This is a genomic window from Brevibacillus sp. GCM10020057 (genome assembly GCF_042683565.1).
In the GTDB taxonomy this organism is placed as follows: domain Bacteria; phylum Bacillota; class Bacilli; order Brevibacillales; family Brevibacillaceae; genus Brevibacillus.
Genome location: NZ_JBHUJW010000011.1, coordinates 105,319 through 126,741, shown reverse-complemented (window position 1 = coordinate 126,741; position 21,423 = coordinate 105,319). Strand labels below are relative to the sequence as shown.

Here is a 21,423-nt window from a genome sequence, read left to right as displayed (position 1 = left end):
TCCCGGGCTTACACAGCGCCATTCTCCCGCAAAAACGCGGCGATGCGGCTGTTTCCCTTTTCCACAGCGAGAGCCAGCGGCGTTTGCCGTCCCTCGTTTTGCGCAGGCTCATTGACATGGGCACCGTGCGCCAGCAAGAGCCGAATGATCTCGATGTGCTCGTCATGAAAGGCTGCCGCATGCAGGCAAGTATGCCCGTTGCTGTCAAAGGCGTTCGGGTCGGCCCCTCGCTCCAGCAGCAGCCGGATGACCTCCACGTCCCCTTCCCCAGCGATCGCCGCATGCAGTGCCGTATTGGACGGAATGTACGAAATTTTCGAGTGGGACAGCGCCTGCACATCTGCCCCGCAGTCCAGCAGCACCTCAACCGCTTCCTTTCGTCCAAAGTGGGCAGCGTACCCGAGCGGCGTCAGCCCTTCTTCATTTTCCTGATTGGCCAGCGCCGGCTGCGCGGACAGCAGCTCCTGCAGTTTGGGAGCATCCCCTGCTTGTGCCGCCTGAAACAGTTCGCGAATGGTCTGCTTCATGTTCATGGAGTCCTCCTGCATGTTTGTCTTTCTCGTTTTATTCGCGCTGGCAGCCTCCATTTCCTTCCACCCAAAGGGGCTTGCCATCCATCAGGCGATGTTCTCTCCGCCTCGCAGCTCTTCGTCCTCCGAAAGAATTTTGTCAAAAGCAATTTCTGGCTGCTGCTTGCGAAAGCCATTGGTGAGGAAGAGCAAACCAACGCCCATCCGTCTTTCCCCCGCCCAAACAAAAAAGGCGTACCGAACGGTTTTCACCACGGCACACCTCATCTATGGTCAGCTACCCTATTTTTTCTGATGGTAGTGCTTGTAAGCATCGTAGCTCATTTTCTCCTGGCAATTGGAGCATTCTGTCGCATACGATTCGGCCTGCTCGTGAATGATTTGGCCGCAAGCAGCACAGCATTTTGCTTCCAGGTTGCGAAAGAAAGTCGTGATCGGCGTCATCGTTAAAACCCCCTGTTGTGTTATTAACTGTATTGTAATATAACAGTAACTGTTTTATAAAAGTTTGTTATATCACATTGCGCCCCGCTAGCTTTCTCTCGCTCCGGTATTCTGCTGCATGCTCTTATTTTCGCTGTATTCATACATTTTTGCATTTTCTCGATCTGTTGTAACACAATTCCTCAGATCAACAGGTTGAACAAGTACGGATCATGGGTGATCTCCACGTAACGGATGCTGTGCTGCTTCATCCGCGCCACGAGAGGGCCGTAGTCGTCCTGGCACTTCAGCTCGATGCCGACCAGGGCCGGTCCGTTTTCCTTGTTGTTCTTTTTCGTGTACTCAAACCGGGTGATGTCGTCATGCGGGCCCAGCACCTTTTCCATGAACTCGCGCAAGGCACCGGCGCGCTGCGGGAAGTTGATCACGAAGTAGTGCTTCAGCCCTTCGTGCAGCAGGGAGCGCTCCTTGATCTCCTGCATCCGGTCGATATCGTTGTTGCCGCCGCTGATGACACACACCACGTTCTTGCCCGCGATCTGGTCGCGGTACAGATCGAGCGCCGCAATCGACAAGGCTCCGGCAGGCTCTACGACGATCGCGCTGCTGTTGTACAGCTCCAGAATGGTCGTGCACACCTTTCCTTCCGGCACGAGCACGATGTCATCCAGCACGTCCCGGCAGATGCTCATGGTCAGCCGCCCGACCTGTTTCACCGCGGCTCCGTCCACGAACTTGTCGATCTCATCCAGCGTCACGACATCGCCCTGCTCCAGCGCCGCTTTCATCGACGGCGCACCGGACGGCTCCACCCCAACGATCTTCGTCGCCGGACTCACACCTTTTACATACGTCCCGATGCCCGCCACCAGACCTCCTCCGCCGATGCTTGCGAAGACGAAATCAGCAGGCTCCTCCATGTCGTTCAAAATTTCCAGCCCGACCGTACCCTGACCCGCCACCACCAGTGGATCGTCGAACGGGTGGACAAAGGTGCGGTCTTCCTGCTGGCAGTATTTCATCGCTTCCGCAAACGAATCGTCGAAAGTGTCGCCGACCAGCACCACTTCCACATACGAGCCGCCAAAGTGCTTGACCTGGGACACCTTTTGCCGCGGCGTCGTCGTCGGCATGAAAATCGTGCCCTGAATCTGCAACTGCTGGCACGAATACGCCACTCCCTGCGCATGGTTGCCCGCGCTGGCGCAGACAACACCCCGCGCGCGCTCCGTTGCAGACAGGCTGCGGATGAAATGATACGCGCCGCGAATTTTAAACGACCGGACGACCTGCAAATCCTCCCGCTTCAGGTAAACGTTGCAGCCATAGCGTTCGGACAGCACCTTGTTCCTTTGCAAAGGCGTTTTTTCTACCACGTCTTTCAGCGCATGGTTGGCAACGACGATATCTTCTACTCGGACAGTTGAAATGGTTTGCATATCGGTGATGCTCCTCTCCTATCAGAATCTGACAAATTCTCATCTGTATAAAAAAGCTCCCGCCCTGCCAGCAGCGCTATTCATGCACGGCTGGCTGAGGCGAGAGCATCGCGGTACCACTCAGCTTTTCTGCTTTCCTCACGAAAAACAGACTTATGGAAGTTCAACGTGGAACTCCCGTCCGGTAACGTGGACGAATCCGTTGTCCTCTACTGGGAAGTCGGCAGTACGCCCACTTCTTTTCCAGGACACCGCTCCAAGGTGATTTTCGATTGCAGGCTGGCGGCCATCTTTTCAGCTTGTGGACGGCTCTCTGTACGCTGCTCACTGCACCTACTCTTCCTTATCAACGCAAAGTTAAACGACTATTCAAATTTTTTCACATTATAAATGGCGGAAGGAGGCGTTGTCAAAGAGAATGTGCTGAACGGACGGTCAGGAACGTGGCGCGAGCGAGCTGGCATTGCCCTTTTCCATTCGCTATACAAAAAGGATGCAGCCGTCCTGGCAACTGCATCCTTCTTCTTTTTGCTTTGTATGTCCTTTTTCCTTACACGGCTTCGTAGATCGCTTCGTAACGCTTGCCGATCTCTTCGTCGTTCAGGCCGGCTTCGCGCAGGCGGTTGATCAGTGCATTTGCCCAAATCTCGGAGCGCTGTGCCATTTTCGCGTATTTTTTCGCTTCCTTTGTCTTGCGCTTGGCGCGGTCTTCCCCGTTGGACTTGAGGTTGTCGAGGACGAACAGCATGTGCATCGTTTCGTCTTCATTCAGGCTTGTCCAGTTGTCGCCAAGGAACGCCACCACTTTTTTATAGTATCCGTCAAACTCATCGAAGGAAATCTCGGTATCCATGTTGAGATATTCTTTCATTTTGTCAAATAGCTCTTGCATCCAGCGTCACAACTCCCTCATCAATTCTCCGCATTATTATAACAAAAACAAGGCTGGGGAGGAAGTTGCCATTATTTGTGAAAGGCAAGTCCGCCGCAAGCTCCGCGCCCGCATGCACCCGCGCCGGATTTCCTCTATAATAGGGGGACAATCCAACGTGTAAGGGGAAACAAAGCAGATGAAACCGGTTCAACAGAAACAAGACGCCGCCATCCGCGTCGGCCAGCAGATGACCCTGACGATCAAAAGCCTGGGGATCAACGGCGAAGGGATCGGCTATTTCAAACGCAAAATCGTATTCGTCGACAAAGCCTTGCCCGGCGAAGTGGTGCATGCGGAAGTGACGGAGGTCAAGGAAAAATACGCGTTCGCGCGGCTGCTGCGGGTCGTAGAAAAATCGAAGTCCCGCACCGTACCGCCCTGTCCGGTCTACGAGGAATGCGGCGGATGCAGCTTGCAGCACATGGAATATCAGGCGCAGCTTACGAGCAAGAAGGAAATCGTCGCAGAGTCGCTGCGCAAATACGCCCGTCTGGACAATCCCCCCGTGGCAGACACGATCGGCATGGAAAATCCGTGGGGGTATCGCAACAAGGCGCAGTTCCAGGTCGGCCAGCAGGGCGGCAAGCTCATCGCGGGCCTGTACCAGGCAGGCAGCCACAAGCTGGTGAATCTGGAAGGCTGCCAGGTCCAGCACGAGGCGACGAGCCGGATCGTTCAGACGGCCAAACAGGTGCTCGAGGAACTGGGCATCCCGATATACGACGAGCGCAAACGAAAAGGCGTCATCCGCACGATCGTAGCGCGGGTCGCATTCGGCACAGGAGAGACGCAGCTGACACTGGTCACGGCCACGCCGGACATCCCCCGGATCAAGGAGCTGATCCTGGAGCTGCGCACACGCCTCCCCCAGTTGACAGGCATCACGCAAAACGTGAACAGCCAGAAGACGTCGCTGGTCTTCGGTGACAAGACTACGGTCCTGTGGGGCAAGCCAACCATCACGGAGCGGCTGGGCGAGCTGTCGTTTGCCCTGTCGGCCCGCGCGTTTTTCCAGCTCAATCCGGAGCAGACGAAAAAGCTGTACGACGAGGTCAAAAAAGCGGCCGGCCTGACGGGCAGCGAGCTGGTGCTGGACCTGTACTGCGGCACAGGCACGATCGGGCTGTGGCTCGCCCCCTACGCTCGCGAGGTCCGAGGCATCGAGCTGATCCCGGAAGCCGTCGACGACGCCCGCCGCAACGCTGAACACAACGGCATCGCCAACGCCACCTTCCACGTCGGCCGCGCCGAACAACTGATGCCCAAATGGGCGAAGCAGGGCGTCCGCCCGGATGTCGTAGTGGTGGACCCGCCGCGGACAGGACTGGACGACGCGCTGATCCGCTCCCTGCTGGACGTAACGCCGGAAAAGATCGTGTACGTGTCCTGCAACCCGTCCACGCTGGCGAAGGATATTGCCAAGCTGCAGGCGAAGTACAAGCTGGTCAATGTGCAGCCGGTGGATATGTTTCCGCATACGGGGCATGTGGAGTGCTGTTCGCTGTTAGTGAGGAAGTAAGAATTCTGAGATGTATTGGCGTAATTAACGAATAGAGGGGAATATCCCCTCTCTTTGTCTAGAAATGCAAATCAAAATATATCTTATCCAAGCCTACAATAGCTTATGCACACTTGCAAAAAGAAGGTATGTAAAGAATCTGTCTAGTGTGGTGTTGACAGTCCAACTCTTGGTTTTGCAAGTTGGTGGGACTTGTCAGCGAAATGCAGGAGCCTCCTTCTTTTCATGCACCAACCTGCAATGGACGAAGCACTTTCGGGGGGATGCGAATCCATTCCGTCACTGTACGAACTCCTTTCCAGAAGTTAAACCACACGTCTTCAAGGCAGGGGGTATGAATACGAAAAGTCGGAGCTTCTTGTGCAACTGGATTTCCCTGTTACACCAAGAATAACTTAAAGCTATCATTTGAAAATCACACCATGAGAACGGAGGTCGCAATGGAGAATCATCTGAATCGAGTGCATTGGTTGGCAGCGGTCGCTACTTTTTGTTCTTTCTGGTTTTTATTGTGGTTCACCTTGTTCATTATGTTTCTACTTGAACTAATCACTGTTACTGAGGGACATGAGGACATGCCCTGGTATTCCGTCTGTCTTGTCCTGTTTGGCATTTTTGCGCTAATGACAGCTTTCCGGGGATGGAGCCGCCTACAGCTGCTTAGGCATGGACGGCGCGTTACAGTGGGTCTTGACACAGAAGAATATGAGAGTTATGACGAACACACAACGACGAGGAACAAAAGGTACCATTATCAATTCAAAGCGAAGGGGAAGACGTACAAAAACACGATTTATTTCAGGCCGATACGCAAAGGGGCAATCGAAATAATTTATAACGTAAATAAACCAGAAGACAATGCGCCCGTTTTCCACCTCCCCGTTTACTTCAACGCTTCAAAAAATGCATGGTACGCGTCGATATGGCGTGTTGTCCTGCGATTAGCGATATTGGTTGCCGTTTTTGTATATGTTTCAGTCATGTGACTTTGATGAACTGCTCAATGGCAGCTATAATACTATGGTATATATATATAGAAAATGCAAAGAGGGGCTCTCACCCCTCTATTTTTTTACTTATGCACCCATTTCAATACTTTACGGCTTGCTAAACCCAGCCCCTCCGTTGTGACAAAACTGGTGATAAACTGGTGATAAAGTATAACATCAGCCAACATAAACTAGAACATCCTCATAATAAAAAATATTACTCGGAATGATTACAAATGACTACACTGCATTACAGTACAGTAATATTACGGCTCTGTAACAAGCAATTTCAGTGATCTCAAAGCATAAACAGTTGTACGAAAGCTTAAATAGTCGTGCCACCAGCCGAGCGAGATGCGGGTATCCACTCCTGTTTTTCCTCGGCTTTTTTCGTAAATCAGGGGAGAGGATTTATTATGAGGGGAGAAGAAGGAAAGCCCTGTGGGGCAAGGACTTCGAGCATTTTTCTCCTGTTTTATCTCGATCAATTTCTCCGATTTTTTCTCCGATCAGTGTCTCAAACCTAAGCCCAATCCCCCGCTCTTTCCCGTGCCTTTCACACGACATTAATTGCTTTTTTGACCCCGATTTTCTCCGTTCTGGCTCCGATTTTTACCCTGCTCTTGTGACGACTTTAATTACAGGGGAAAACTGGGAGGAGGGGAGAGGGAAAGGCTGTGAAGCCTTGCGGCTGTAAGGCGGAGTAGGCGGTGGGGGAAAGGTGACATGGGCGAGATGACTATTTTTGCTGATGACAGGCTCTTGGCATTGAATAATATTTCACAACGATACTTATCTCTGAACAAGAAGGAATTAAGAAACGGATTCACAAATTTTTATACGAGCACTAGAAAATCTTGAGGTAAAACCAACAGAGAGCATTTAATTAGGCACAAATGACTGATGCAGGGGTCGCGAATGCTGCCACATCAAGGTTGTCCATTTAACCGCAACCCACCCATCGCGAAGTGCTGTGCGCTGCTCATCAAAACCACATTTGAAGGGAGAAATAAACATGGCAACCAGTGAGAAAAAGGAATTATCGCCGGAACAACGCGAAGAGCTGCTTCACACCTTGAAAACCCGCTTCGAGAAAAACATGAACCGCCATCAAGGGATGGAATGGGCCAATGTCCAGGCAAAGCTCGAAGCTCATCCCGAAAAACTGTGGGCGCTTCATGAAATGGAGAGAACTGCCGGCGAACCGGATGTTGTCGCTTACGACGAAAAGACGGGCGAATACATTTTTTACGATTGTTCGGCGGAAAGTCCCAAAGGTCGCAGAAGTGTTTGTTACGACCGCGAAGCGCTGGAGTCGAGGAAGGAACATAAGCCGCAAAACAGTGCGGTTGAAATGGCAGCCGCCATGGGCGTTGAGCTGTTAACAGAAGAACAGTACCGGGAGCTGCAGAAGCTCGGCGCTTTCGATTTGAAAACGTCAAGCTGGGTGCAAACACCGGCCAGCATCAGAAAGCTTGGCGGAGCCATCTTTTGCGATCGTCGTTACGACACGGTTTTCGTGTACCACAATGGCGCCGAATCCTACTATGCTGCAAGAGGATTCCGCGGTTCGCTGCGGGTCTAGGAAGCAGCGGGAGTTGGCGTTGTGCTTTTGCTCCATCCAAGCATGAGCGGGTGGTGTGGCTGTTGACGTTACCATAGCATTGAAGGAGGCTAAACTCTGAAAACCGGGTTTGGCCTTTTCTTTTGGGCAAATCTGCGAAGTGGAGAACGCCCTTCGTCTGAAAGCTGGCAGGCAGGTTCACGGTTGTCACGCGTAGGCCCCCGCCCATTCTTGCCAATTTCGGTATTCATTCCATTAGGCAGGCGCATACAACTAGGGTAGACCATGAAGAAGTGAGGAGACGAGGATCATATGTACAGTCATGCGTGGTATCACGATCAGTGGTTTTATCCTGTTCAGGGCAGCTGGAATAACAGCCTGTGGAATTATCAGTGGAACCCCCATTTGTACAGCTGGCAGTACAGCCACTGGCATCCGTTTTACGACGGAATTGCCCTGCGGGATTACGGGCCGAATCCCTTTGTCGTGAACATCGACCAGGCTGCCAAGCAAAACACCAATTATCGCACGGCTTTGTGGACAGGGAAGCATTTTCAGGTGACGGTGATGAGCATTCCGGTCGGGGACGACATCGGTTTGGAAGTTCATCCGGAAACCGATCAATTCATTCGGATTGAAGAAGGCCAGGGGCTTGTCCAGATGGGTGACCGCAAAGATCGGTTGGATTTTGAAAAAATGGCCTATGCGGACTATGCCATTATGATCCCCGCAGGAAAATGGCACAACGTAACCAATACCGGGAACACTCCGCTGAAAGTTTACGTCATTTATGCGCCACCTCACCATCCATATGGGACTGTCCATGAGACGAAGGCCGATGCCATGTCAGCCGAAGAAAGCCACCGCTCCCAATGATGGGAGCGGCGCGGCAGGTTTTGGACGGGCCTATACCGGCCTGCACGCTGTAGCACTTCGCGGGAGTCTTTCGGCTTGACTGCAAGCATGACAATATCGGACGCCTCCGCCAGCGCTTCCGTTATCGCTTATGGAGTACCGTGTTAGAATGGAACTATATGCCTTTTTCCAGTCGATGTTTTCATCGATATGAGTGCACACGAGTGTAGCCTTGTCCCTTCAAATTTGTTAAAAAGCGAGGTATCCCCATGACCCAACAAACTTTCATCTACGTACTCCGGCTGCTGCCGGCCTTTCATAACGAGAAAAACTGGACGGACGAGCACCGGGAGATCGTCGGGCGGCACTTTCACTACCTGAAAAATTACAGGGAGCAAGGCACGCTGATTATGGCCGGGCGGACGTCTCCGGTGGATGAGACCACATTTGGCATCGTCGTGTTCAAAGCGGCCTCCTTGGACGAAGCGCGGGAAATCATGGAGAACGATCCAGCTGTCGTCGGCGGCGTCATGAAGGCAGAGCTGTTCCCGTTCCATGTGGCGCTGTCCAGCCTGTCGCAGTAACGGCTCGTGCATACAGTTCCCGGAACACGGTCCCTCCCCCCCTTCCCCGTCTGGACGCGCCAGGCCGACTTGCTGGATATTCTGGCCGTAAATACCCTGCTGCACCAAACTCTTGCTTTCGCACTTCTGCGGGCTGTGCCATCTTGACATCGGAGTAGAGGTTTTCTAATGTTAGGGAAAGTAAGACCGCTGTTCCATATTTTTAGATAGGGGGCACAACGATGCAGCTGATCCAGCCAACGGAAGTGCAGCGCAGAATCGACAAGCTGAAAGATCAGGATTTGTACATCCATCTGGAAATGACTACGGGCGCGTATGCCGCTCATTTTGATAGCACCAAACACCCTGCCGCAACCTTCATCACCAACGCCGTCGTCCGCTTTTCGCACGGCTCGATCTCGGGGAATGGACCGTACCGCGTCGGGCTGAAGATGGAGCACGGCTGGGTCTACTCCGAAGGTCTGACCCACTACGAAGACACCGAATCCGAACGGTTGATCCTGGCAGGTCACGACAGCCAGGGCAAATTGATCGTATCCTTGCAGTTAAGCCGACAGCCTTTCTAGGGAAGAGGAGATGAACATGACCATGAAGCAACATATACTTGTTGTGCTGCCTCATCCGGATGACGAGGCATTTGGCTTATCCGGCACACTGGCCAAGCATATCAAAGACGGCGCCACGGTTACCTACGCCTGCCTCACGCTGGGCGAGATGGGACGAAACATGGGGGTTCCTCCTTTTGCCACACGGGTGACGCTCCCTTCCATCCGTAAAAAAGAGCTGGAGGCATCGTGCCAGGCCATCGGCATCCAGGACTTGCGCTTGCTCGGATTCCACGACAAGACAATCGAGTTCGAGGATCAGGATTTGCTGGACGAAAAGATCAACGCCATCATCGAGGAAGTGCGCCCAGCGGTGATCTATACGTTCTATCCCGGCTACAGCGTCCACCCCGACCACGATGCGACCGGAGCGGCTGTCGTGCGGACGGTAGGAAGACTGCCAAAGGAGCAGCGTCCGCGCGTGCTCTGCCTCGCCTTCGCCAAAAACCTGGAGCAAGGCATCGGCAAACCGGACGTGCTGGTAGACGTAATGGAGTTTTTGCCGCAAAAGGTCCAGTCGATTCTCGCGCACCGCTCCCAGTTCCAGGTCGCAGAACTGCTAAACGGTGCAGACCATACATCCAAAGAGATTCAGCAGCGCTTCGGGACCGAACGCTTCTGGACCTATCGCGTTGAGTAACACATCACGAAAAAGGATAGAGTCGTCAGCATGAACCGCAGATGCTCTGTCCTTTTTAGATTCTTCCCCTTCCCGTGACAGAAACGGCGGAATGAACAGCCAAATGATTTCCTGACGGCAGCAAAGTGAACGCTGCTGTTTCTCCATTGCCTTATCCCCAAGAAAAGGAGTGCCCCCATGAAACAAATCTATCTCGTGCGCCACTGCAAAGCTGCCGGGCAAGCGCCTGACGCTCCCCTGACAGAGCTTGGCGTGCAGCAAGCAGAGCGGCTCGCACAGTTTTTCTCTGATAAAACCGTCGATCTCATCCTCTCCAGCCCGTTTGAAAGAGCAGTCCGGACCATCCAGCCGCTTGCCGACAAGATGGGGCTGGACATCACACTGGATGCGCGATTGGCGGAAAGGGTGCTGGCTGATCGGGACCTTCCCGACTGGTACGAGCTGCTTCGCAAATCTTTCGATGACCTCGACTTTTGCTGCCCCGGCGGCGAATCCAGCCGGGCCGCGATGAAACGGGCCGTCGCTGTCGTCGAGGACGTCCTTTGCAGGGAGTGCCGATGTGCGGTCATCGTCTCCCACGGAAACCTGCTCTCGCTTCTGCTCAAATATTTCGACGACAGGATCGGCTTTGCGGAATGGGAAGCGCTCACCAATCCTGATGTGTACCTGCTCACCTTCTCGCCCGGGCAGGATGGCCCTGTCCCGCGGCGCATTTGGACAGAGTGACTCGACCGTCATAAGGTACATCGGCCAAAAAAAATCCCCCTCACCTCACAGGGCCGAGGGGGCTGCATGCCTTACTTTCCGCGATGCTTCGCTTTTGCTTTTTGCACCTTGAGCTCTCGCAGGCGCTCTTTTCGTTCTTCCTTTTGCTGGCGGGAGCAGGTCCGCCTCTCCTTTTTCCTCGCTGCATGCTCCAGCTTCAAAGCTTCCTGGGCGTAGGTGGAGACGCCTCTTTGCGCCATCTCGCGCGCGACCTGCCTCGCCAGGTTCTCCCTCTCCCCTCCGGCACGTTCTGGAACCTGACGCCCATCTCATTCATATAGGTAAAGAGAATAATCCAGACAGCGAGGATGAAGTTTGGCATGAACTGGTATCGACCATACGGGTATCAACCATATGGATATTACCCGCAGGAAGTTTCCTCCAGGCACACCTATACAACAGTCCCTACCCAAGCCTTTGCAGACATCTACGGCGGACCACTGGCTCCCAACTTGCGCGGAATTGCCGTGTTCGCCGACGTCCCCTATGGCACAGAAGTGCTCGTAGAAGTCAGCGGTCTTCCCGAATACCGGCCTGCGAGCGGCGACCAGCAGCCGATCGGCCCATTCGGTCTTCATCTGCATGACAAAGGCGCCTGCATCATCGGCGACCCGAACGATCCGTTTCAATCCGCCGGCTCCCACTGGAACCCGACCAACCAGCCGCACGGCAACCACGCCGGCGATTTTCCCGTGCTCTTTTCCAACGACGGCTATGCCCGCATGACCTTTTTCACAAACAAATTCCGCGCGGCAGACGTCATCGGCAAGACGATCATCATCCATCAAAATCCGGACGACTTTCGCACCCAGCCATCCGGCAATTCCGGCAAGCGTCTGGCATGCGGCGTCATCTACGCCTGATTCGGTTCAACCTGGTCCCACGGCAAAAAAGCTCTGCAACGACCTTTCTCGCTGCAGAGCTTTTCTCTCTCTTTCTTCCCAAACTAGCCGCGCAAAAGGGCAGGATCGAATTGCGGAACAAGCCCCTCGTCTGCCGCGCGGGTGAGCAGGCCCGTGATCGCTGCGAAGCCGTCTTCGCCCAGGTCGCGGGTAAATTCATTGACGTACAAATCAATATGCGCCTGGGTCACTTCCGGAGCCAGCTCCTGGGCGTGGCTGGCCACGTATCCCTTCGATGCTTCCGGATGCGCCCACGCATATTCGACGGATGCCCGCGTCCAGCGGGTCAAAGCCTCGATGTCCATGCCGCGCCGCGCGATGATCGCCCCCAGCGGAATCGGCAGGCCCGTATCTGCCTCCCACCAGCTGCCAAGGTCGGTCATCAGCGTCAGGCCGTAGTTTTGGTACGTAAACCGCGCTTCATGGATGACCAGTCCCGCGTCCATCTTCCCGTCGCGCACAGCCGGCATGATTTCATGGAACGGCATGACGACGATCTCGCCGACGCCCCCCGGTACGTTTTGCGCCGCCCACAGACGGAACAGCAGGTAGGCTGTGGAACGTTCGCTCGGAACGGCCACCCGTTTGCCCGAGAGCTGCGCAGGGTCGCTGCTGTCCTGCGTCAGGACGAGCGGACCGCAGCCTCGGCCGAGAGCGCCGCCGCACGGAATGAGCGCGTAGTCCTGCAAAACCCACGGCAGAGCCGCGTAGGAAATTTTCATGACCTCGGGGCCTTCTTTGTTAATCGCCAAATGGTTCGTAATATCGATATCGGCGTACATCACATCAAGCTCGGGGGCACCGGGGATCAGGCCGTGCACCCAGGCGTGAAAGACAAACGTGTCATTGGGACATGGAGAAAATGCGATCTTCATTGAATTACCTCCCGTAGTACGGAGCTGGCCGCTTCCAGCGCAGCCAATGCGTCCTTGATTCGCCAAGCAGATTTGTCGCGCGGGCCAATCGCGTTGGATACCGCCCGAATTTCCAGCACGGGCAGTCCGGCAGCCTGTGCGGCGACGGCCACGCCGTATCCTTCCATCGCTTCTGCGGCCGCTTCCGGCATCCGTCTGGACAAGGCCGCCGCCGTCTCGGCTGTGCCTGTCACCGTCGACAAGGTGAGGACCGGTGCCAGCTTTGCGGGCAGTCCTGCTTCCTGCAATCTCTCTGTCAGCCGCGCCGCCAGCTTCTGTTCCACCGGGACGCGCGCCGAGCCGAAGCCGAGCTCGTCCAGGCTAAGAAAGCCTTCCGCCGTCTCTGCCCCAAGGTCGGCGCACACGATTTCACTGGCCACGACCAGCGAACCGACTTCTGCATGCTCGACGAAGCCGCCGCTGATTCCGGCGCACACGACCAGATCGTACGGCCCCTCGGTCGCCGCGATTCTCGCCGTGCTCGCCGCCGCTGCCATCGGCCCCACTCCCCCGACGCGCACAGCAAACCGGGTGTCGCCGCCCAGTCCGCACAGAACCGCATCACGCTCCGCCTCCACGGACGTTACGACGAGCACCCGCTTTTCTGTTTGTGCTGCATCCATGCACTTCTTCCTCCTTTCTGTCTCCTGCTGTTTTTGCTGATTTGACATTCATTCCACTCCCAACGTTATCGCTACTTTCACTCGGTGTAAAGTTGTTTGGACAGTTTGTCAAATTCCAGAAAAAATCTGCAATGAGCTGCCCAAATCTACGGGTCGTCTGCTCCGGCAGATTCGTTTTCTTCGTCGGGCAGATTATCAGCCGGAAACACTTCCTGCCATGCTTCTTTTCGTATTTTTGTTTGCTTTCCGCTGCAGGCTGTGGTACTATTACGGTAAATAAAAGATTTTGTTAAGCGTTCACATATTGTAAAGGGTTTACATGTGTTTGAACCTTTTCCAATGTGTGAATTTTTATTTTACCCATAAATAAAAGTTGCATATTTACTTTAATTTTTTTGGAGGTAACACTCATGCAAACAGGTACAGTTAAATGGTTCAACGCTGAAAAAGGTTATGGCTTCATCGCAGTTGAAGGCGGCAACGATGTATTCGTTCACTTCAGCGCAATCGTAGGCGAAGGCTTCAAAACCCTCGAAGAAGGCCAACGCGTTGAGTTCAACGTAGTAGAAGGCAACCGTGGACCGCAAGCTGAGAACGTAGTAAAACTGTAATGTTTCCAAAAGCTGCCCTTCTGTAGTGAAGGGCAGCTTTTTTCATTTCCGCGATGGGAAGCTCTCTCCCGAAAGGCCTGCTGCCAAAAAGTGACGTACATCCGTATCTTCACCCATCGAGAAGCAGATCTCCGCCAAGCCCGCAAGCAGGAACAACACGATTGAGCCAATCACTTCATCCCCTCCTCCTTCTTGCCATTATTCCTGAAGAAACAGCGTCTGAAAACGACTCGTCTCACATACATTGTAGTGTGTTTTTGCGAGGAGAGCACAGAGAAGACTTGTCAGGCCTCTTTGCAAATTCTGCTTAAGAATCAACTTTTTCTTACAAGATCGCACATTTTTGCAATTGATATGCTCAAATGAATGTTATAATAAACTTGTAAACAATCAATATTTGGGAGGGGAACGATGGAACAAACGAATGCCAAATCGACTCACCAAAGATTGCCGTTGGGAAAATTGCTGAAGCGAATCTTTTTCATCATGATCGGTGCTTCTCTCGTCTCGATTGGTCTGGAAATTTTTCTGGTTCCAAATCAAATTATTGATGGCGGTATAGTAGGCATTTCGATTATCATGTCGCATTTGACCGGATTGACACTCGGCATTTTCCTCTTTTTGCTCAACTTGCCGTTCCTGATTGTCGGTTACAGGCAGATTGGAAAAACGTTTGCCATATCGACGCTGTTTGGCGTAACCATCATGTCCATCGGAACCACGCTGCTGCACTCGGTTCCGGGACTGACCGATGACCCGTTGCTCGCTGCTGTCTTCGGCGGAATCATCCTGGGAATTGGCGTTGGGCTCGTCCTTCGCTACGGAGGATCTCTGGATGGCACAGAAATCGTCGCTGTCCTGTTCAATAAAAAGACCCCGTTCTCCGTTGGTGAGATCGTCATGTTTTTCAACTTTTTCATTTTGGGCAGCGCCGGATTCGTGTTCGGCTGGGATCGCGCGATGTACTCGCTGATCGCCTATTACATTGCTTTCAAAATGATCGATCTGACCATCGAAGGCTTCCAGGAATCCAAGTCCGTCTGGATTATCAGCGAGCATTACAAGGAAGTGGGAGATGCCATCGTGGCTCGTCTGGGCCGGGGCGTCACCTATCTGAAAGGAGAAGGCGGCTATACGGGGGATGAGAAAAAAGTCGTTTTTTGCATCATTACCCGTCTGGAAGAAGCAAAGCTGAAGCTGATCGTCGAGGAGCTGGACCCGAACGCCTTTTTGGCAGTCGGCAACATCCACGACGTGCGCGGCGGACAGTTCAAGAAAAACGCCATTCACTAGCGTCACCGAAAGCAACAACGCCTTTTTGCGAAGGCGATCCGATCAGGGAGAAAGCCCTCCCGCCCAAAAAAGCAGCCGCCCTCTGGCCAAGCCGGATCGGGCAGCTGCTTTTTTCCTTCTTTACTATTTTAGACAAACGCACGCAATTGCTCCAGCCGCTCGATCGTCGCCAGCGGCGCGTGGCTCGTAGTGGGCTGCTTCCCCTGCGGGTTGATCCAGACAGCCGAAAGCCCGGCATCGATCGGGCCAGCGACATCCGCCTCCCACGAATCTCCTACAAACAGCACCTGCTCCGGCGTGACCTGCAGCGTCTCCAGGACCGCCGCATAGATGCGCGGGTCAGGCTTGTGGTAACCGATCAGTTCGGACAGAAAGACGCGTTCCTTCGGGAAGTAAGCGGACAGCCCCAGCCGGTTCAGCTTGATAAAGGCCATGTCCACCGGCCCGTTGGTGACGATCCCCAGCGTGTAGTGCCCGGACAAATCCGCGATCAGCGCCTGCACGCACGGGTCGGGAGTAACCGCCTCCATGCAGGCATCCGCGTACGCCTGCTGAAACCCGTCGATTTCCTCGATACTCGTAGACCGGTCGAAATCCGCCAAGGAGCGCTGCAGCCGTAGCCTGCGGTACTGGGTAAAGTCGCAGCGCTTGGCGATCACATCGCCCCACAAGTCATCTCCGTGCCGACGCAGCGCCTCAAGCAATGCCGCTCCATCCAGATCGTGCGTCAGCGGATGGGTCGCAATCGTCTGCTGCATTCCTTTTTCCCAGCACGCAGAAAAATCGAACAGCGTATCATCCAGGTCGAACAGTATCGTTGTAAAAGCAGACATCTCCGTCACTCCTCTCCCCTCCATTGTACCGGAAAAGAGTGTGGCAAAGGGGAGAAACATGCGAGACCGCAGCTATGGCAGCGCCAGCTCGGCACTTAGCGCCTCACGCAGCTCTGCGGGCAAGGCCGTGGAGCGCCGCGTGTTTGCATCGATCATCACCATCGTCACATCGGCGTCCGCCACGAGCTCCTCACGCTGATTGAACAGCTCATGGCGAATGACGAAGCTCTTTCCCCCCAGCTTGACAGCCGACGTCCTCGCCACGACCTGCTCGCGGATGCGCAGCTCCTTGCGGTAGTTGATATTGATGTTGACGACTACCGGCATGACGGCGCGGCGCTGCAGTTCGTCCAGCGTCAGCCCTGTCTGCCAGAACCAGTCGAACCGTGCCCACTCCATGTACTCCAAATATTTCGCATTGTTGACATGACCGATGAAATCGAGATCCGTGGATCGCACCGTGAATTCGATTTGATGCGGCATCTCCATCACTCCTTTTCTTTCCTCCAGTATAGCGGAGCTTTGAAAATGAGTGAACATTCATTCGCAATATTCCAAAAGATTTTGACTGTTCATTTCTTCCGTTTTTTCTATAATAGGTACATGTCACTTTCTTTTTTGGAAAACAGAAATGGTCCCGGTGCTTGAGCAGGCCTGTTTTTTGCCCTGCTGCCCATCGACATCATGAGGAGGTGAAAAAAAGATGGCACACACCCTGTTTGAATGTGATGTACCTGCAGCCCTCGCCTAGCCGTGAGGGAAAGTCCGTACATCCTCCCCTCGGCTACGGAAAAGACATGCCTATTTGATGAACATTCCGGGAGGGGCTATACATGAACCAAGCATCATGGAAACAACAGTTATTCGGCGCAATCTGCCTGACGCTGGCTGCGGCCATCTGGGGCGGCGTGTACGTCGTGAGCAAAGTCGTGCTCGACGTCATTCCCCCGTTTACCTTGCTGATTCTGCGCTTCGTCATCGCCATGGCGGTGCTCGGAGCCTTTGTCGTCGCGCGCCGGGAGTACATCGCGAAAAAAGATTTTCCGCTCATCATGCTGATCGCGTTCGTCGGCGTCACGATCTCGATTGCCGCCCAGTTTCTGGGGACCAAGCTGTCCACCGCTCATATGGGCGCCTTGATTACATCGGCATCTCCTGCCTTTATCGCTATCTTCGCCGTCTGGGTGCTCAAGGAGACCATCGCCTGGAAGCAGCTGGCAGGCATTCTGCTCGCGACAGTCGGCGTTCTCATCGTCATCGGCGTGCCGGATGCAGCCGATGCCCAATCGTCGCTGACCGGCAACCTGATCCTGCTCGTCGCCGCTGTCAGTTGGGGGCTGTACACGGTGCTCAGCAAGAGAGCGACGCAGCGGTACTCCTCGCTCGCCGTCACGACGTACGTCGCCTTGTTCGGCACTCTTTTCACCAGCCCGCTCATGATCTGGGAGCTGTCCGTCACCCCGGTTTCGTGGCATTTCGGCTGGGAAATCTGGGCAGGCGTCCTGTACATCGGGATCATCTCCACAGCCGGAGCGTTTTATTTGTGGAACAAAGGCTTTGAACTGATGAACGCAGGCAGCGGTGCCGGATTTTTCTTCGTCCAGCCGATCGTCGGCGCCTTCCTCGGCTGGCTGCTGCTGCACGAGCATTTGGGCGTGAGCTTTTTTGCCGGAGCGATCTTCATTTTCCTCGGCGTGGCTCTCTCCAACTTGCAGCAACCGAAGCAGTCCGCCTCGAAGCAGAGCAAAGCGTAACTCGCCTGACGGATACGCCGACAGGAAAAGCGGTTGCCGCTTCCGTCCTAAACCCACGTACAAATGCCAGTCCAGCAGGGCTGGCATTTGCCGTTTGCAGGGCATTCTGATGCTGATTTTTTGCTTGCGGTGTTAGAATTTTTGCGCAAATTACTGTTTGCAAATCCATAAGTATAAACTAAAATAAAGAAATATAAAGACTGTCTGTCCATTGACAATCTTTTATAAAAGTCATAAAATAACTGCTTGTATATTCATTCATCACTGTGAATAAAAGATACAGGAGATGTCGTCATGCTTACTGTTCCAGGGCCTGGAAAATACGTGCGCGAAGAAGGCCTGCTGCACGAGATTGGATCATACACTCGGGCATTCGGGAATGGCGCACTCATGATCGGCGGGAAGACAGCTCTGTCTGTCGCAGAGCCTGCTATCTCAGCCAGCTTGCAAAAAGAAGGTTTGGAAAATAAAGGATTCATCTGGTATGGCGGCGAATGCTCGTGGTCGAAAGTCGAGGAGCTGCGGGCCGTCGTCCAGGAGAGAAAGCCCGAGGTGCTCGTCGCTGTCGGCGGCGGCAAGGCGATCGACACGGTCAAGGCCGTCGCGTTTGCGGAAAATCTGCCGCTGATTGCTGTCCCGACGATCGCTGCAACATGCGCCCCGGCTACGTCGATTGCGATCATGTACGACGACGAAGGCACATTCATCGAAATCAGCCATCGCTCCAAGGCGCCCAACGTCGTGCTCGCAGACACGAAAATCATCAGCGCTGCCCCTTATCGCTTCCTGGTCGCAGGGATCGGCGACACCTTGGCCAAATGGTTCGAGTCCTCCGCCTCCGTCCGGAAAAGCCAGCCGACTGCGCTCAACCAGAGTGCCGTGCGTCTGGCGGAAGGGCTCTACCAGCTGCTGCTGGAAAAAGGCCCGGCTGCCATCGAGACGATCAAGCAAGGAAAAGTCGACCAGGCCGTCAACGACGTCATCGACAGCATCATCCTGATTAGCGGCAGCGTCAGCGGCTACGGCGGCGACGATTGCCGGACGGCTGCGGCGCATGCGATCTACTCCGGACTCACCATCTTCCCCGAGGTGCACGACACGTACCACGGCGAGATCGTCGCGTTCGGCATCCTCTCCCAGCTCGTGCTGGAAGGAAAGAGCGAAGAGACCATTCGCGAGCTGATCGCCTACTATCAAAAAGTAGAGCTGCCGTACACCTTGGAACATATGGCGATCAAGGAACTGACGCCTGAACAGTGGGATCGTCTCGGCGTCGTCACCGTCGGCATCGAGGACATGGCCAACATGCCGTTCGCCGTGACGCCGGAAATGGTCGTCAACGCCATCCAGGGCGCCGACCGCATCGGAAAGGAGGTCAAACAGTCATGAACCTGACGCAAATGGTCCGCAGTGTCTATCCCAATCTGACACCTTACACCTGCTCGCTCGCCGACCTGCCGGTAGAGGAAATGAAGCAGGCGCTTGGCCTAGAGCAGGTGTACAAGCTGTCTTTTAACGAAAACCCGCTGGGGCCTTCGCCCAAAGCCATCGCGGCAATGCAGCAGGCACTCACGCAACTGAATCTGTACCCAAGCTCCAGCGGGGAAGCCGTGTTGAACAAGATCGCGGAAAAGGAAGGCGTCCAGCCCCAGAACGTGATCCTGTCCAACGGAGCGGATGAGATGATCATCCTCGTCGCCCAGACGTTTCTGGAACCGGAGGACGAGGCCATCATCCCGCAAATCTGCTTCGTGCAGTACCTCGCCTCGACAAACCTGATGGGGGCGAAACCGGTTTTCTCCCCGATGAAGGAGGATCTGGGCATCGACCTGGACGGTGCGCTGCAAAAGATCACGGACAAGACGAAGGTCATCTTCCTCTGCAATCCGAACAACCCGACAGGCACCGTGATTCCGGCGGATGAACTGCGTGCCTTCGTCGCGCGCGTTCCGGAAAACGTGCTGGTCGTCATCGACGAAGCGTATCATGAATTCGCGGACGGAGACGGCTATGCATCTTCCGTAGAGCTCACCCGAGACTTCGCCAACGTGTTCGTCATCCGCACGTTCTCCAAGGTCTACTCGCTGGCGGCAGCGCGGATCGGCTACGGGATCGGGCAGACGGAGCTGGTCGATGCGGTCAACCACGTCCGCCCTCCGTTCAACGTCAACAGCATCGCGCAGGCAGGCGCGCTCGCCAGCCTCGATGATGCCGAACACGTCGCGGCGTCCAGACAGAACAACGCCATCGGAAAAAAGCTGTTGTGTGACACGTTTGACGAGTTGGGACTGACTTACCTGAAGAGCCAGGCCAACTTCGTCTGCGTCGACACGGGGCGCGACGGCAAAGCCGTTTTCGACCGTCTCGCCGAACGCGGCTTCATCGTCCGCACGCTGGCAGGCTACGGCCTGAAGAGCTCCCTGCGCATCTCCATTGGCCGCGAGGAAGAAATGCGGGCATTTGTAGCGGCCTTCAAGGAAGTCATGCAAGAAAGCGATCTGCCAACTATAAAGAACTAGATAAGGGGAAATTTCACGTGAAAAAATTTCTGTTTATGCTGCTGTCTGTCATGGTAGCCATCACGGCTGCCGCTTGCGGCTCCTCCAACCAGGCGAGCGATGCCAAGCCGGCTGAAGGAAACACCGCTGCCGCTCCCGCCGCAAAGACACCGCTGAAAGTAACCTTGCCGACATGGACTGGCTACGGTCCGCTGTTCCTGGCGAAAGAGAAAGGCATTTTCGAGAAGCACGGTCTCGATGTAGAGCTGTCCATCATCGAAGGTCTTGCCGAGCGCAAGCAGGCTCTCGCCGGAGGACAGGTAGACGGGATGGCGACTGCGCTCGACGTGCAAGTGACCTTGGCTGCTTCCGGCGTGCCGATGCAAGTAGTCTGGTTGCTGGATGATTCGCACGGCGGCGACGGCATCATCGCCAAAAACGACATCAAGACTGTCGCAGACCTGAAAGGCAAAAAGGTGGCGTTTGAACAAGGCTCGACCAGCCACATGCTGATTCTTACCGCGCTGAAGCAAGCGGGCCTGACCGACAAAGACGTAGAAATGGTGCAAATGTCTGCTGGCGACGCCGGAGCAGCGTTCGTGGCAGGCAAAGTCGATGCGGCTGTCACTTGGGAACCATGGTTGAGCAAAGCCTCGCAGGCAAACGGAAAAATCCTCCTCTCGACGAAAGAACTGTCCGGTATTATCGTCGACACGGTCGGCTTCAAAAAAGACGTCATCGAGCAGCGCCCGGACGACATCAAGGCGTTCGTGGCTGCCATGGCGGAAGCGATGGACTACTGGAAAGAACATACGGACGAATCCAATGAAATCATGGCAAAAGGTCTGAAAATCGATCTGGCTGAATTCACGGGCACCGTCCCAGGTCTGAAATTCATGAACAAGGATGACAACAAAAAATTGTTCGGCGATGGCAAGGGCGACATTTACACCTCCACCCAGAACGCAATCGACTTCTACATGGATCAAAAACTGATCGACACCGCACCTAAGCCGGAAGACGTTCTGAACTCGACTTTTGTTGGCGGACTATAAGGGGGAGTGCCCACTGCGGGCCTCCTTTTCTCTTGTACCAGACTCACAACATTTTTAATGACAAATGAGGGA

General features: G+C 54.5%; 25 protein-coding genes and 1 other annotated feature. Of the genes, 14 read left to right on the top strand and 11 right to left on the bottom strand.

The features are described from left to right. Nucleotides 1-8: 8 nt before the first annotated feature. The 5 genes from ACFSO0_RS04145 to ACFSO0_RS04125 form a co-directional block, all read right to left on the bottom strand. The gene (locus ACFSO0_RS04145; RefSeq protein ID WP_376876734.1) at nucleotides 9-533 is read right to left on the bottom strand and encodes an ankyrin repeat domain-containing protein; all 525 of its coding nucleotides are present in this window, start codon (nucleotides 531-533) and stop codon (nucleotides 9-11) included. An 84-nt stretch (nucleotides 534-617) separates the two neighbouring features. After that, the gene (locus tag ACFSO0_RS04140; protein WP_376876731.1) at nucleotides 618-782 is read right to left on the bottom strand and encodes a hypothetical protein; all 165 of its coding nucleotides are present in this window, start codon (nucleotides 780-782) and stop codon (nucleotides 618-620) included. A 30-nt stretch (nucleotides 783-812) separates the two neighbouring features. After that, entirely contained in the window at nucleotides 813-974 is a 162-nt protein-coding gene (yhfH, locus tag ACFSO0_RS04135) for a protein YhfH (RefSeq protein WP_376876728.1), read from the bottom strand. Nucleotides 975-1,156: 182 nt separating this feature from the next. After that, nucleotides 1,157-2,413: a threonine ammonia-lyase IlvA gene (gene ilvA, locus ACFSO0_RS04130; RefSeq protein WP_376876725.1), complete on the bottom strand. Its 1,257-nt coding sequence runs from the start codon at nucleotides 2,411-2,413 to the stop codon at nucleotides 1,157-1,159. Nucleotides 2,414-2,505: 92 nt separating this feature from the next. Next, nucleotides 2,506-2,772 (bottom strand) — a binding site (T-box leader). A 191-nt stretch (nucleotides 2,773-2,963) separates the two neighbouring features. After that, entirely contained in the window at nucleotides 2,964-3,305 is a 342-nt protein-coding gene (locus tag ACFSO0_RS04125) for a hypothetical protein (RefSeq protein ID WP_376876722.1), read from the bottom strand. Nucleotides 3,306-3,483: 178 nt separating this feature from the next. Between ACFSO0_RS04125 and rlmD the strand changes: the two genes are divergently transcribed. From rlmD to ACFSO0_RS04090, 7 genes are all read left to right on the top strand, one after another. Continuing rightward, a complete protein-coding gene (gene rlmD, locus ACFSO0_RS04120) occupies nucleotides 3,484-4,866 on the top strand; it encodes a 23S rRNA (uracil(1939)-C(5))-methyltransferase RlmD (RefSeq protein ID WP_376876720.1) in 1,383 nt (460 codons plus the stop codon). A 2,004-nt stretch (nucleotides 4,867-6,870) separates the two neighbouring features. Beyond that, nucleotides 6,871-7,440 carry a DUF4256 domain-containing protein gene (locus tag ACFSO0_RS04115; protein ID WP_376876718.1) on the top strand — a complete coding sequence of 190 codons (570 nt, stop codon included), beginning with the start codon at nucleotides 6,871-6,873 and terminating at the stop codon, nucleotides 7,438-7,440. Between the two features lie 291 nt (nucleotides 7,441-7,731). Continuing rightward, nucleotides 7,732-8,295, top strand: a complete 564-nt coding sequence (locus ACFSO0_RS04110; RefSeq protein ID WP_376876717.1) for a cupin domain-containing protein — start codon at nucleotides 7,732-7,734, stop codon at nucleotides 8,293-8,295. Between the two features lie 248 nt (nucleotides 8,296-8,543). Further along, nucleotides 8,544-8,858, top strand: coding sequence for a YciI family protein (locus ACFSO0_RS04105; RefSeq protein ID WP_376876714.1), 315 nt, complete (start codon nucleotides 8,544-8,546; stop codon nucleotides 8,856-8,858). Between the two features lie 221 nt (nucleotides 8,859-9,079). Beyond that, nucleotides 9,080-9,424 carry a YojF family protein gene (locus ACFSO0_RS04100; protein WP_376876711.1) on the top strand — a complete coding sequence of 115 codons (345 nt, stop codon included), beginning with the start codon at nucleotides 9,080-9,082 and terminating at the stop codon, nucleotides 9,422-9,424. A 22-nt stretch (nucleotides 9,425-9,446) separates the two neighbouring features. Then, the gene (bshB2, locus tag ACFSO0_RS04095; protein ID WP_376876926.1) at nucleotides 9,447-10,103 is read left to right on the top strand and encodes a bacillithiol biosynthesis deacetylase BshB2; all 657 of its coding nucleotides are present in this window, start codon (nucleotides 9,447-9,449) and stop codon (nucleotides 10,101-10,103) included. 177 nt (nucleotides 10,104-10,280) lie between these two features. Next, nucleotides 10,281-10,829, top strand: a complete 549-nt coding sequence (locus ACFSO0_RS04090; protein ID WP_376876708.1) for a histidine phosphatase family protein — start codon at nucleotides 10,281-10,283, stop codon at nucleotides 10,827-10,829. Between the two features lie 71 nt (nucleotides 10,830-10,900). On the opposite strand, the gene ACFSO0_RS04085 is transcribed toward ACFSO0_RS04090, so the two are convergent. After that, nucleotides 10,901-11,092, bottom strand: a complete 192-nt coding sequence (locus ACFSO0_RS04085) for a DUF2992 family protein (RefSeq protein ID WP_376876923.1) — start codon at nucleotides 11,090-11,092, stop codon at nucleotides 10,901-10,903. A gap of 96 nt (nucleotides 11,093-11,188) precedes the next feature. Between ACFSO0_RS04085 and ACFSO0_RS04080 the strand changes: the two genes are divergently transcribed. Next, nucleotides 11,189-11,731 (top strand): superoxide dismutase family protein, encoded by a 543-nt coding sequence (locus ACFSO0_RS04080; RefSeq protein WP_376876705.1) that lies wholly within the window; start codon nucleotides 11,189-11,191, stop codon nucleotides 11,729-11,731. A gap of 83 nt (nucleotides 11,732-11,814) precedes the next feature. Here ACFSO0_RS04080 and ACFSO0_RS04075 read toward each other — a convergent pair whose 3' ends face one another. Beyond that, nucleotides 11,815-12,645: a 1,4-dihydroxy-6-naphtoate synthase gene (locus ACFSO0_RS04075; protein WP_376876702.1), complete on the bottom strand. Its 831-nt coding sequence runs from the start codon at nucleotides 12,643-12,645 to the stop codon at nucleotides 11,815-11,817. Next, nucleotides 12,642-13,307 (bottom strand): futalosine hydrolase, encoded by a 666-nt coding sequence (locus ACFSO0_RS04070; protein ID WP_376876699.1) that lies wholly within the window; start codon nucleotides 13,305-13,307, stop codon nucleotides 12,642-12,644. The genes ACFSO0_RS04075 and ACFSO0_RS04070 overlap by 4 nt, the downstream gene beginning before the upstream one ends. A gap of 410 nt (nucleotides 13,308-13,717) precedes the next feature. Between ACFSO0_RS04070 and ACFSO0_RS04065 the strand changes: the two genes are divergently transcribed. Next, nucleotides 13,718-13,918 (top strand): cold-shock protein, encoded by a 201-nt coding sequence (locus ACFSO0_RS04065; RefSeq protein ID WP_122905157.1) that lies wholly within the window; start codon nucleotides 13,718-13,720, stop codon nucleotides 13,916-13,918. A gap of 42 nt (nucleotides 13,919-13,960) precedes the next feature. Here ACFSO0_RS04065 and ACFSO0_RS04060 read toward each other — a convergent pair whose 3' ends face one another. Beyond that, the gene (locus ACFSO0_RS04060) at nucleotides 13,961-14,092 is read right to left on the bottom strand and encodes a hypothetical protein (protein WP_376876696.1); all 132 of its coding nucleotides are present in this window, start codon (nucleotides 14,090-14,092) and stop codon (nucleotides 13,961-13,963) included. Nucleotides 14,093-14,329: 237 nt separating this feature from the next. Here ACFSO0_RS04060 and ACFSO0_RS04055 point away from each other — a divergent pair, with 237 nt between their 5' ends. Then, complete coding sequence (locus ACFSO0_RS04055; RefSeq protein ID WP_376876693.1) at nucleotides 14,330-15,211, top strand: YitT family protein; 882 nt, start codon at nucleotides 14,330-14,332, stop codon at nucleotides 15,209-15,211. A 128-nt stretch (nucleotides 15,212-15,339) separates the two neighbouring features. Here the strand turns inward: ACFSO0_RS04055 and ACFSO0_RS04050 are convergent, their stop codons facing one another. Together ACFSO0_RS04050 and ACFSO0_RS04045 are read right to left on the bottom strand one after the other, a co-directional pair. Further along, on the bottom strand, nucleotides 15,340-16,044 hold the full coding sequence (locus tag ACFSO0_RS04050) for an HAD family hydrolase (RefSeq protein WP_376876690.1): 705 nt from the start codon (nucleotides 16,042-16,044) through the stop codon (nucleotides 15,340-15,342). 72 nt (nucleotides 16,045-16,116) lie between these two features. Further along, on the bottom strand, nucleotides 16,117-16,527 hold the full coding sequence (locus tag ACFSO0_RS04045; RefSeq protein ID WP_376876687.1) for an acyl-CoA thioesterase: 411 nt from the start codon (nucleotides 16,525-16,527) through the stop codon (nucleotides 16,117-16,119). A 350-nt stretch (nucleotides 16,528-16,877) separates the two neighbouring features. Between ACFSO0_RS04045 and ACFSO0_RS04040 the strand changes: the two genes are divergently transcribed. The 4 genes from ACFSO0_RS04040 (at nucleotide 16,878) to ACFSO0_RS04025 (ending at nucleotide 21,351) form a co-directional block, all read left to right on the top strand. Next, a complete protein-coding gene (locus tag ACFSO0_RS04040; protein ID WP_376876684.1) occupies nucleotides 16,878-17,798 on the top strand; it encodes a DMT family transporter in 921 nt (306 codons plus the stop codon). A 294-nt stretch (nucleotides 17,799-18,092) separates the two neighbouring features. Beyond that, entirely contained in the window at nucleotides 18,093-19,187 is a 1,095-nt protein-coding gene (locus tag ACFSO0_RS04035; protein WP_376876681.1) for an iron-containing alcohol dehydrogenase family protein, read from the top strand. Further along, nucleotides 19,184-20,317, top strand: coding sequence for a histidinol-phosphate transaminase (gene hisC, locus ACFSO0_RS04030; RefSeq protein WP_376876678.1), 1,134 nt, complete (start codon nucleotides 19,184-19,186; stop codon nucleotides 20,315-20,317). The genes ACFSO0_RS04035 and hisC overlap by 4 nt, the downstream gene beginning before the upstream one ends. Nucleotides 20,318-20,334: 17 nt before the next feature. After that, nucleotides 20,335-21,351 (top strand): ABC transporter substrate-binding protein, encoded by a 1,017-nt coding sequence (locus tag ACFSO0_RS04025; RefSeq protein ID WP_376876675.1) that lies wholly within the window; start codon nucleotides 20,335-20,337, stop codon nucleotides 21,349-21,351. Nucleotides 21,352-21,423 lie beyond the last annotated feature (72 nt).

Excerpts from the sequence above, each read along its gene's own strand:
- ACFSO0_RS04145 (WP_376876734.1), bottom strand. The coding sequence starts at position 533 with ATGAACATGAAGCAGACCATTCGCGAACTGTTTCAGGCGGCACAAGCA.
- yhfH (WP_376876728.1), bottom strand. The coding sequence starts at position 974 with ATGACGCCGATCACGACTTTCTTTCGCAACCTGGAAGCAAAATGCTGT.
- ilvA (WP_376876725.1), bottom strand. The coding sequence starts at position 2,413 with ATGCAAACCATTTCAACTGTCCGAGTAGAAGATATCGTCGTTGCCAAC.
- ACFSO0_RS04125 (WP_376876722.1), bottom strand. The coding sequence starts at position 3,305 with ATGCAAGAGCTATTTGACAAAATGAAAGAATATCTCAACATGGATACC.
- rlmD (WP_376876720.1), top strand. The coding sequence starts at position 3,484 with ATGAAACCGGTTCAACAGAAACAAGACGCCGCCATCCGCGTCGGCCAG.
- ACFSO0_RS04115 (WP_376876718.1), top strand. The coding sequence starts at position 6,871 with ATGGCAACCAGTGAGAAAAAGGAATTATCGCCGGAACAACGCGAAGAG.
- ACFSO0_RS04110 (WP_376876717.1), top strand. The coding sequence starts at position 7,732 with ATGTACAGTCATGCGTGGTATCACGATCAGTGGTTTTATCCTGTTCAG.
- ACFSO0_RS04105 (WP_376876714.1), top strand. The coding sequence starts at position 8,544 with ATGACCCAACAAACTTTCATCTACGTACTCCGGCTGCTGCCGGCCTTT.
- ACFSO0_RS04100 (WP_376876711.1), top strand. The coding sequence starts at position 9,080 with ATGCAGCTGATCCAGCCAACGGAAGTGCAGCGCAGAATCGACAAGCTG.
- bshB2 (WP_376876926.1), top strand. The coding sequence starts at position 9,447 with ATGAAGCAACATATACTTGTTGTGCTGCCTCATCCGGATGACGAGGCA.
- ACFSO0_RS04090 (WP_376876708.1), top strand. The coding sequence starts at position 10,281 with ATGAAACAAATCTATCTCGTGCGCCACTGCAAAGCTGCCGGGCAAGCG.
- ACFSO0_RS04080 (WP_376876705.1), top strand. The coding sequence starts at position 11,189 with ATGAACTGGTATCGACCATACGGGTATCAACCATATGGATATTACCCG.
- ACFSO0_RS04075 (WP_376876702.1), bottom strand. The coding sequence starts at position 12,645 with ATGAAGATCGCATTTTCTCCATGTCCCAATGACACGTTTGTCTTTCAC.
- ACFSO0_RS04070 (WP_376876699.1), bottom strand. The coding sequence starts at position 13,307 with ATGGATGCAGCACAAACAGAAAAGCGGGTGCTCGTCGTAACGTCCGTG.
- ACFSO0_RS04065 (WP_122905157.1), top strand. The coding sequence starts at position 13,718 with ATGCAAACAGGTACAGTTAAATGGTTCAACGCTGAAAAAGGTTATGGC.
- ACFSO0_RS04055 (WP_376876693.1), top strand. The coding sequence starts at position 14,330 with ATGGAACAAACGAATGCCAAATCGACTCACCAAAGATTGCCGTTGGGA.
- ACFSO0_RS04050 (WP_376876690.1), bottom strand. The coding sequence starts at position 16,044 with ATGTCTGCTTTTACAACGATACTGTTCGACCTGGATGATACGCTGTTC.
- ACFSO0_RS04045 (WP_376876687.1), bottom strand. The coding sequence starts at position 16,527 with ATGCCGCATCAAATCGAATTCACGGTGCGATCCACGGATCTCGATTTC.
- ACFSO0_RS04040 (WP_376876684.1), top strand. The coding sequence starts at position 16,878 with ATGAACCAAGCATCATGGAAACAACAGTTATTCGGCGCAATCTGCCTG.
- ACFSO0_RS04035 (WP_376876681.1), top strand. The coding sequence starts at position 18,093 with ATGCTTACTGTTCCAGGGCCTGGAAAATACGTGCGCGAAGAAGGCCTG.
- hisC (WP_376876678.1), top strand. The coding sequence starts at position 19,184 with ATGAACCTGACGCAAATGGTCCGCAGTGTCTATCCCAATCTGACACCT.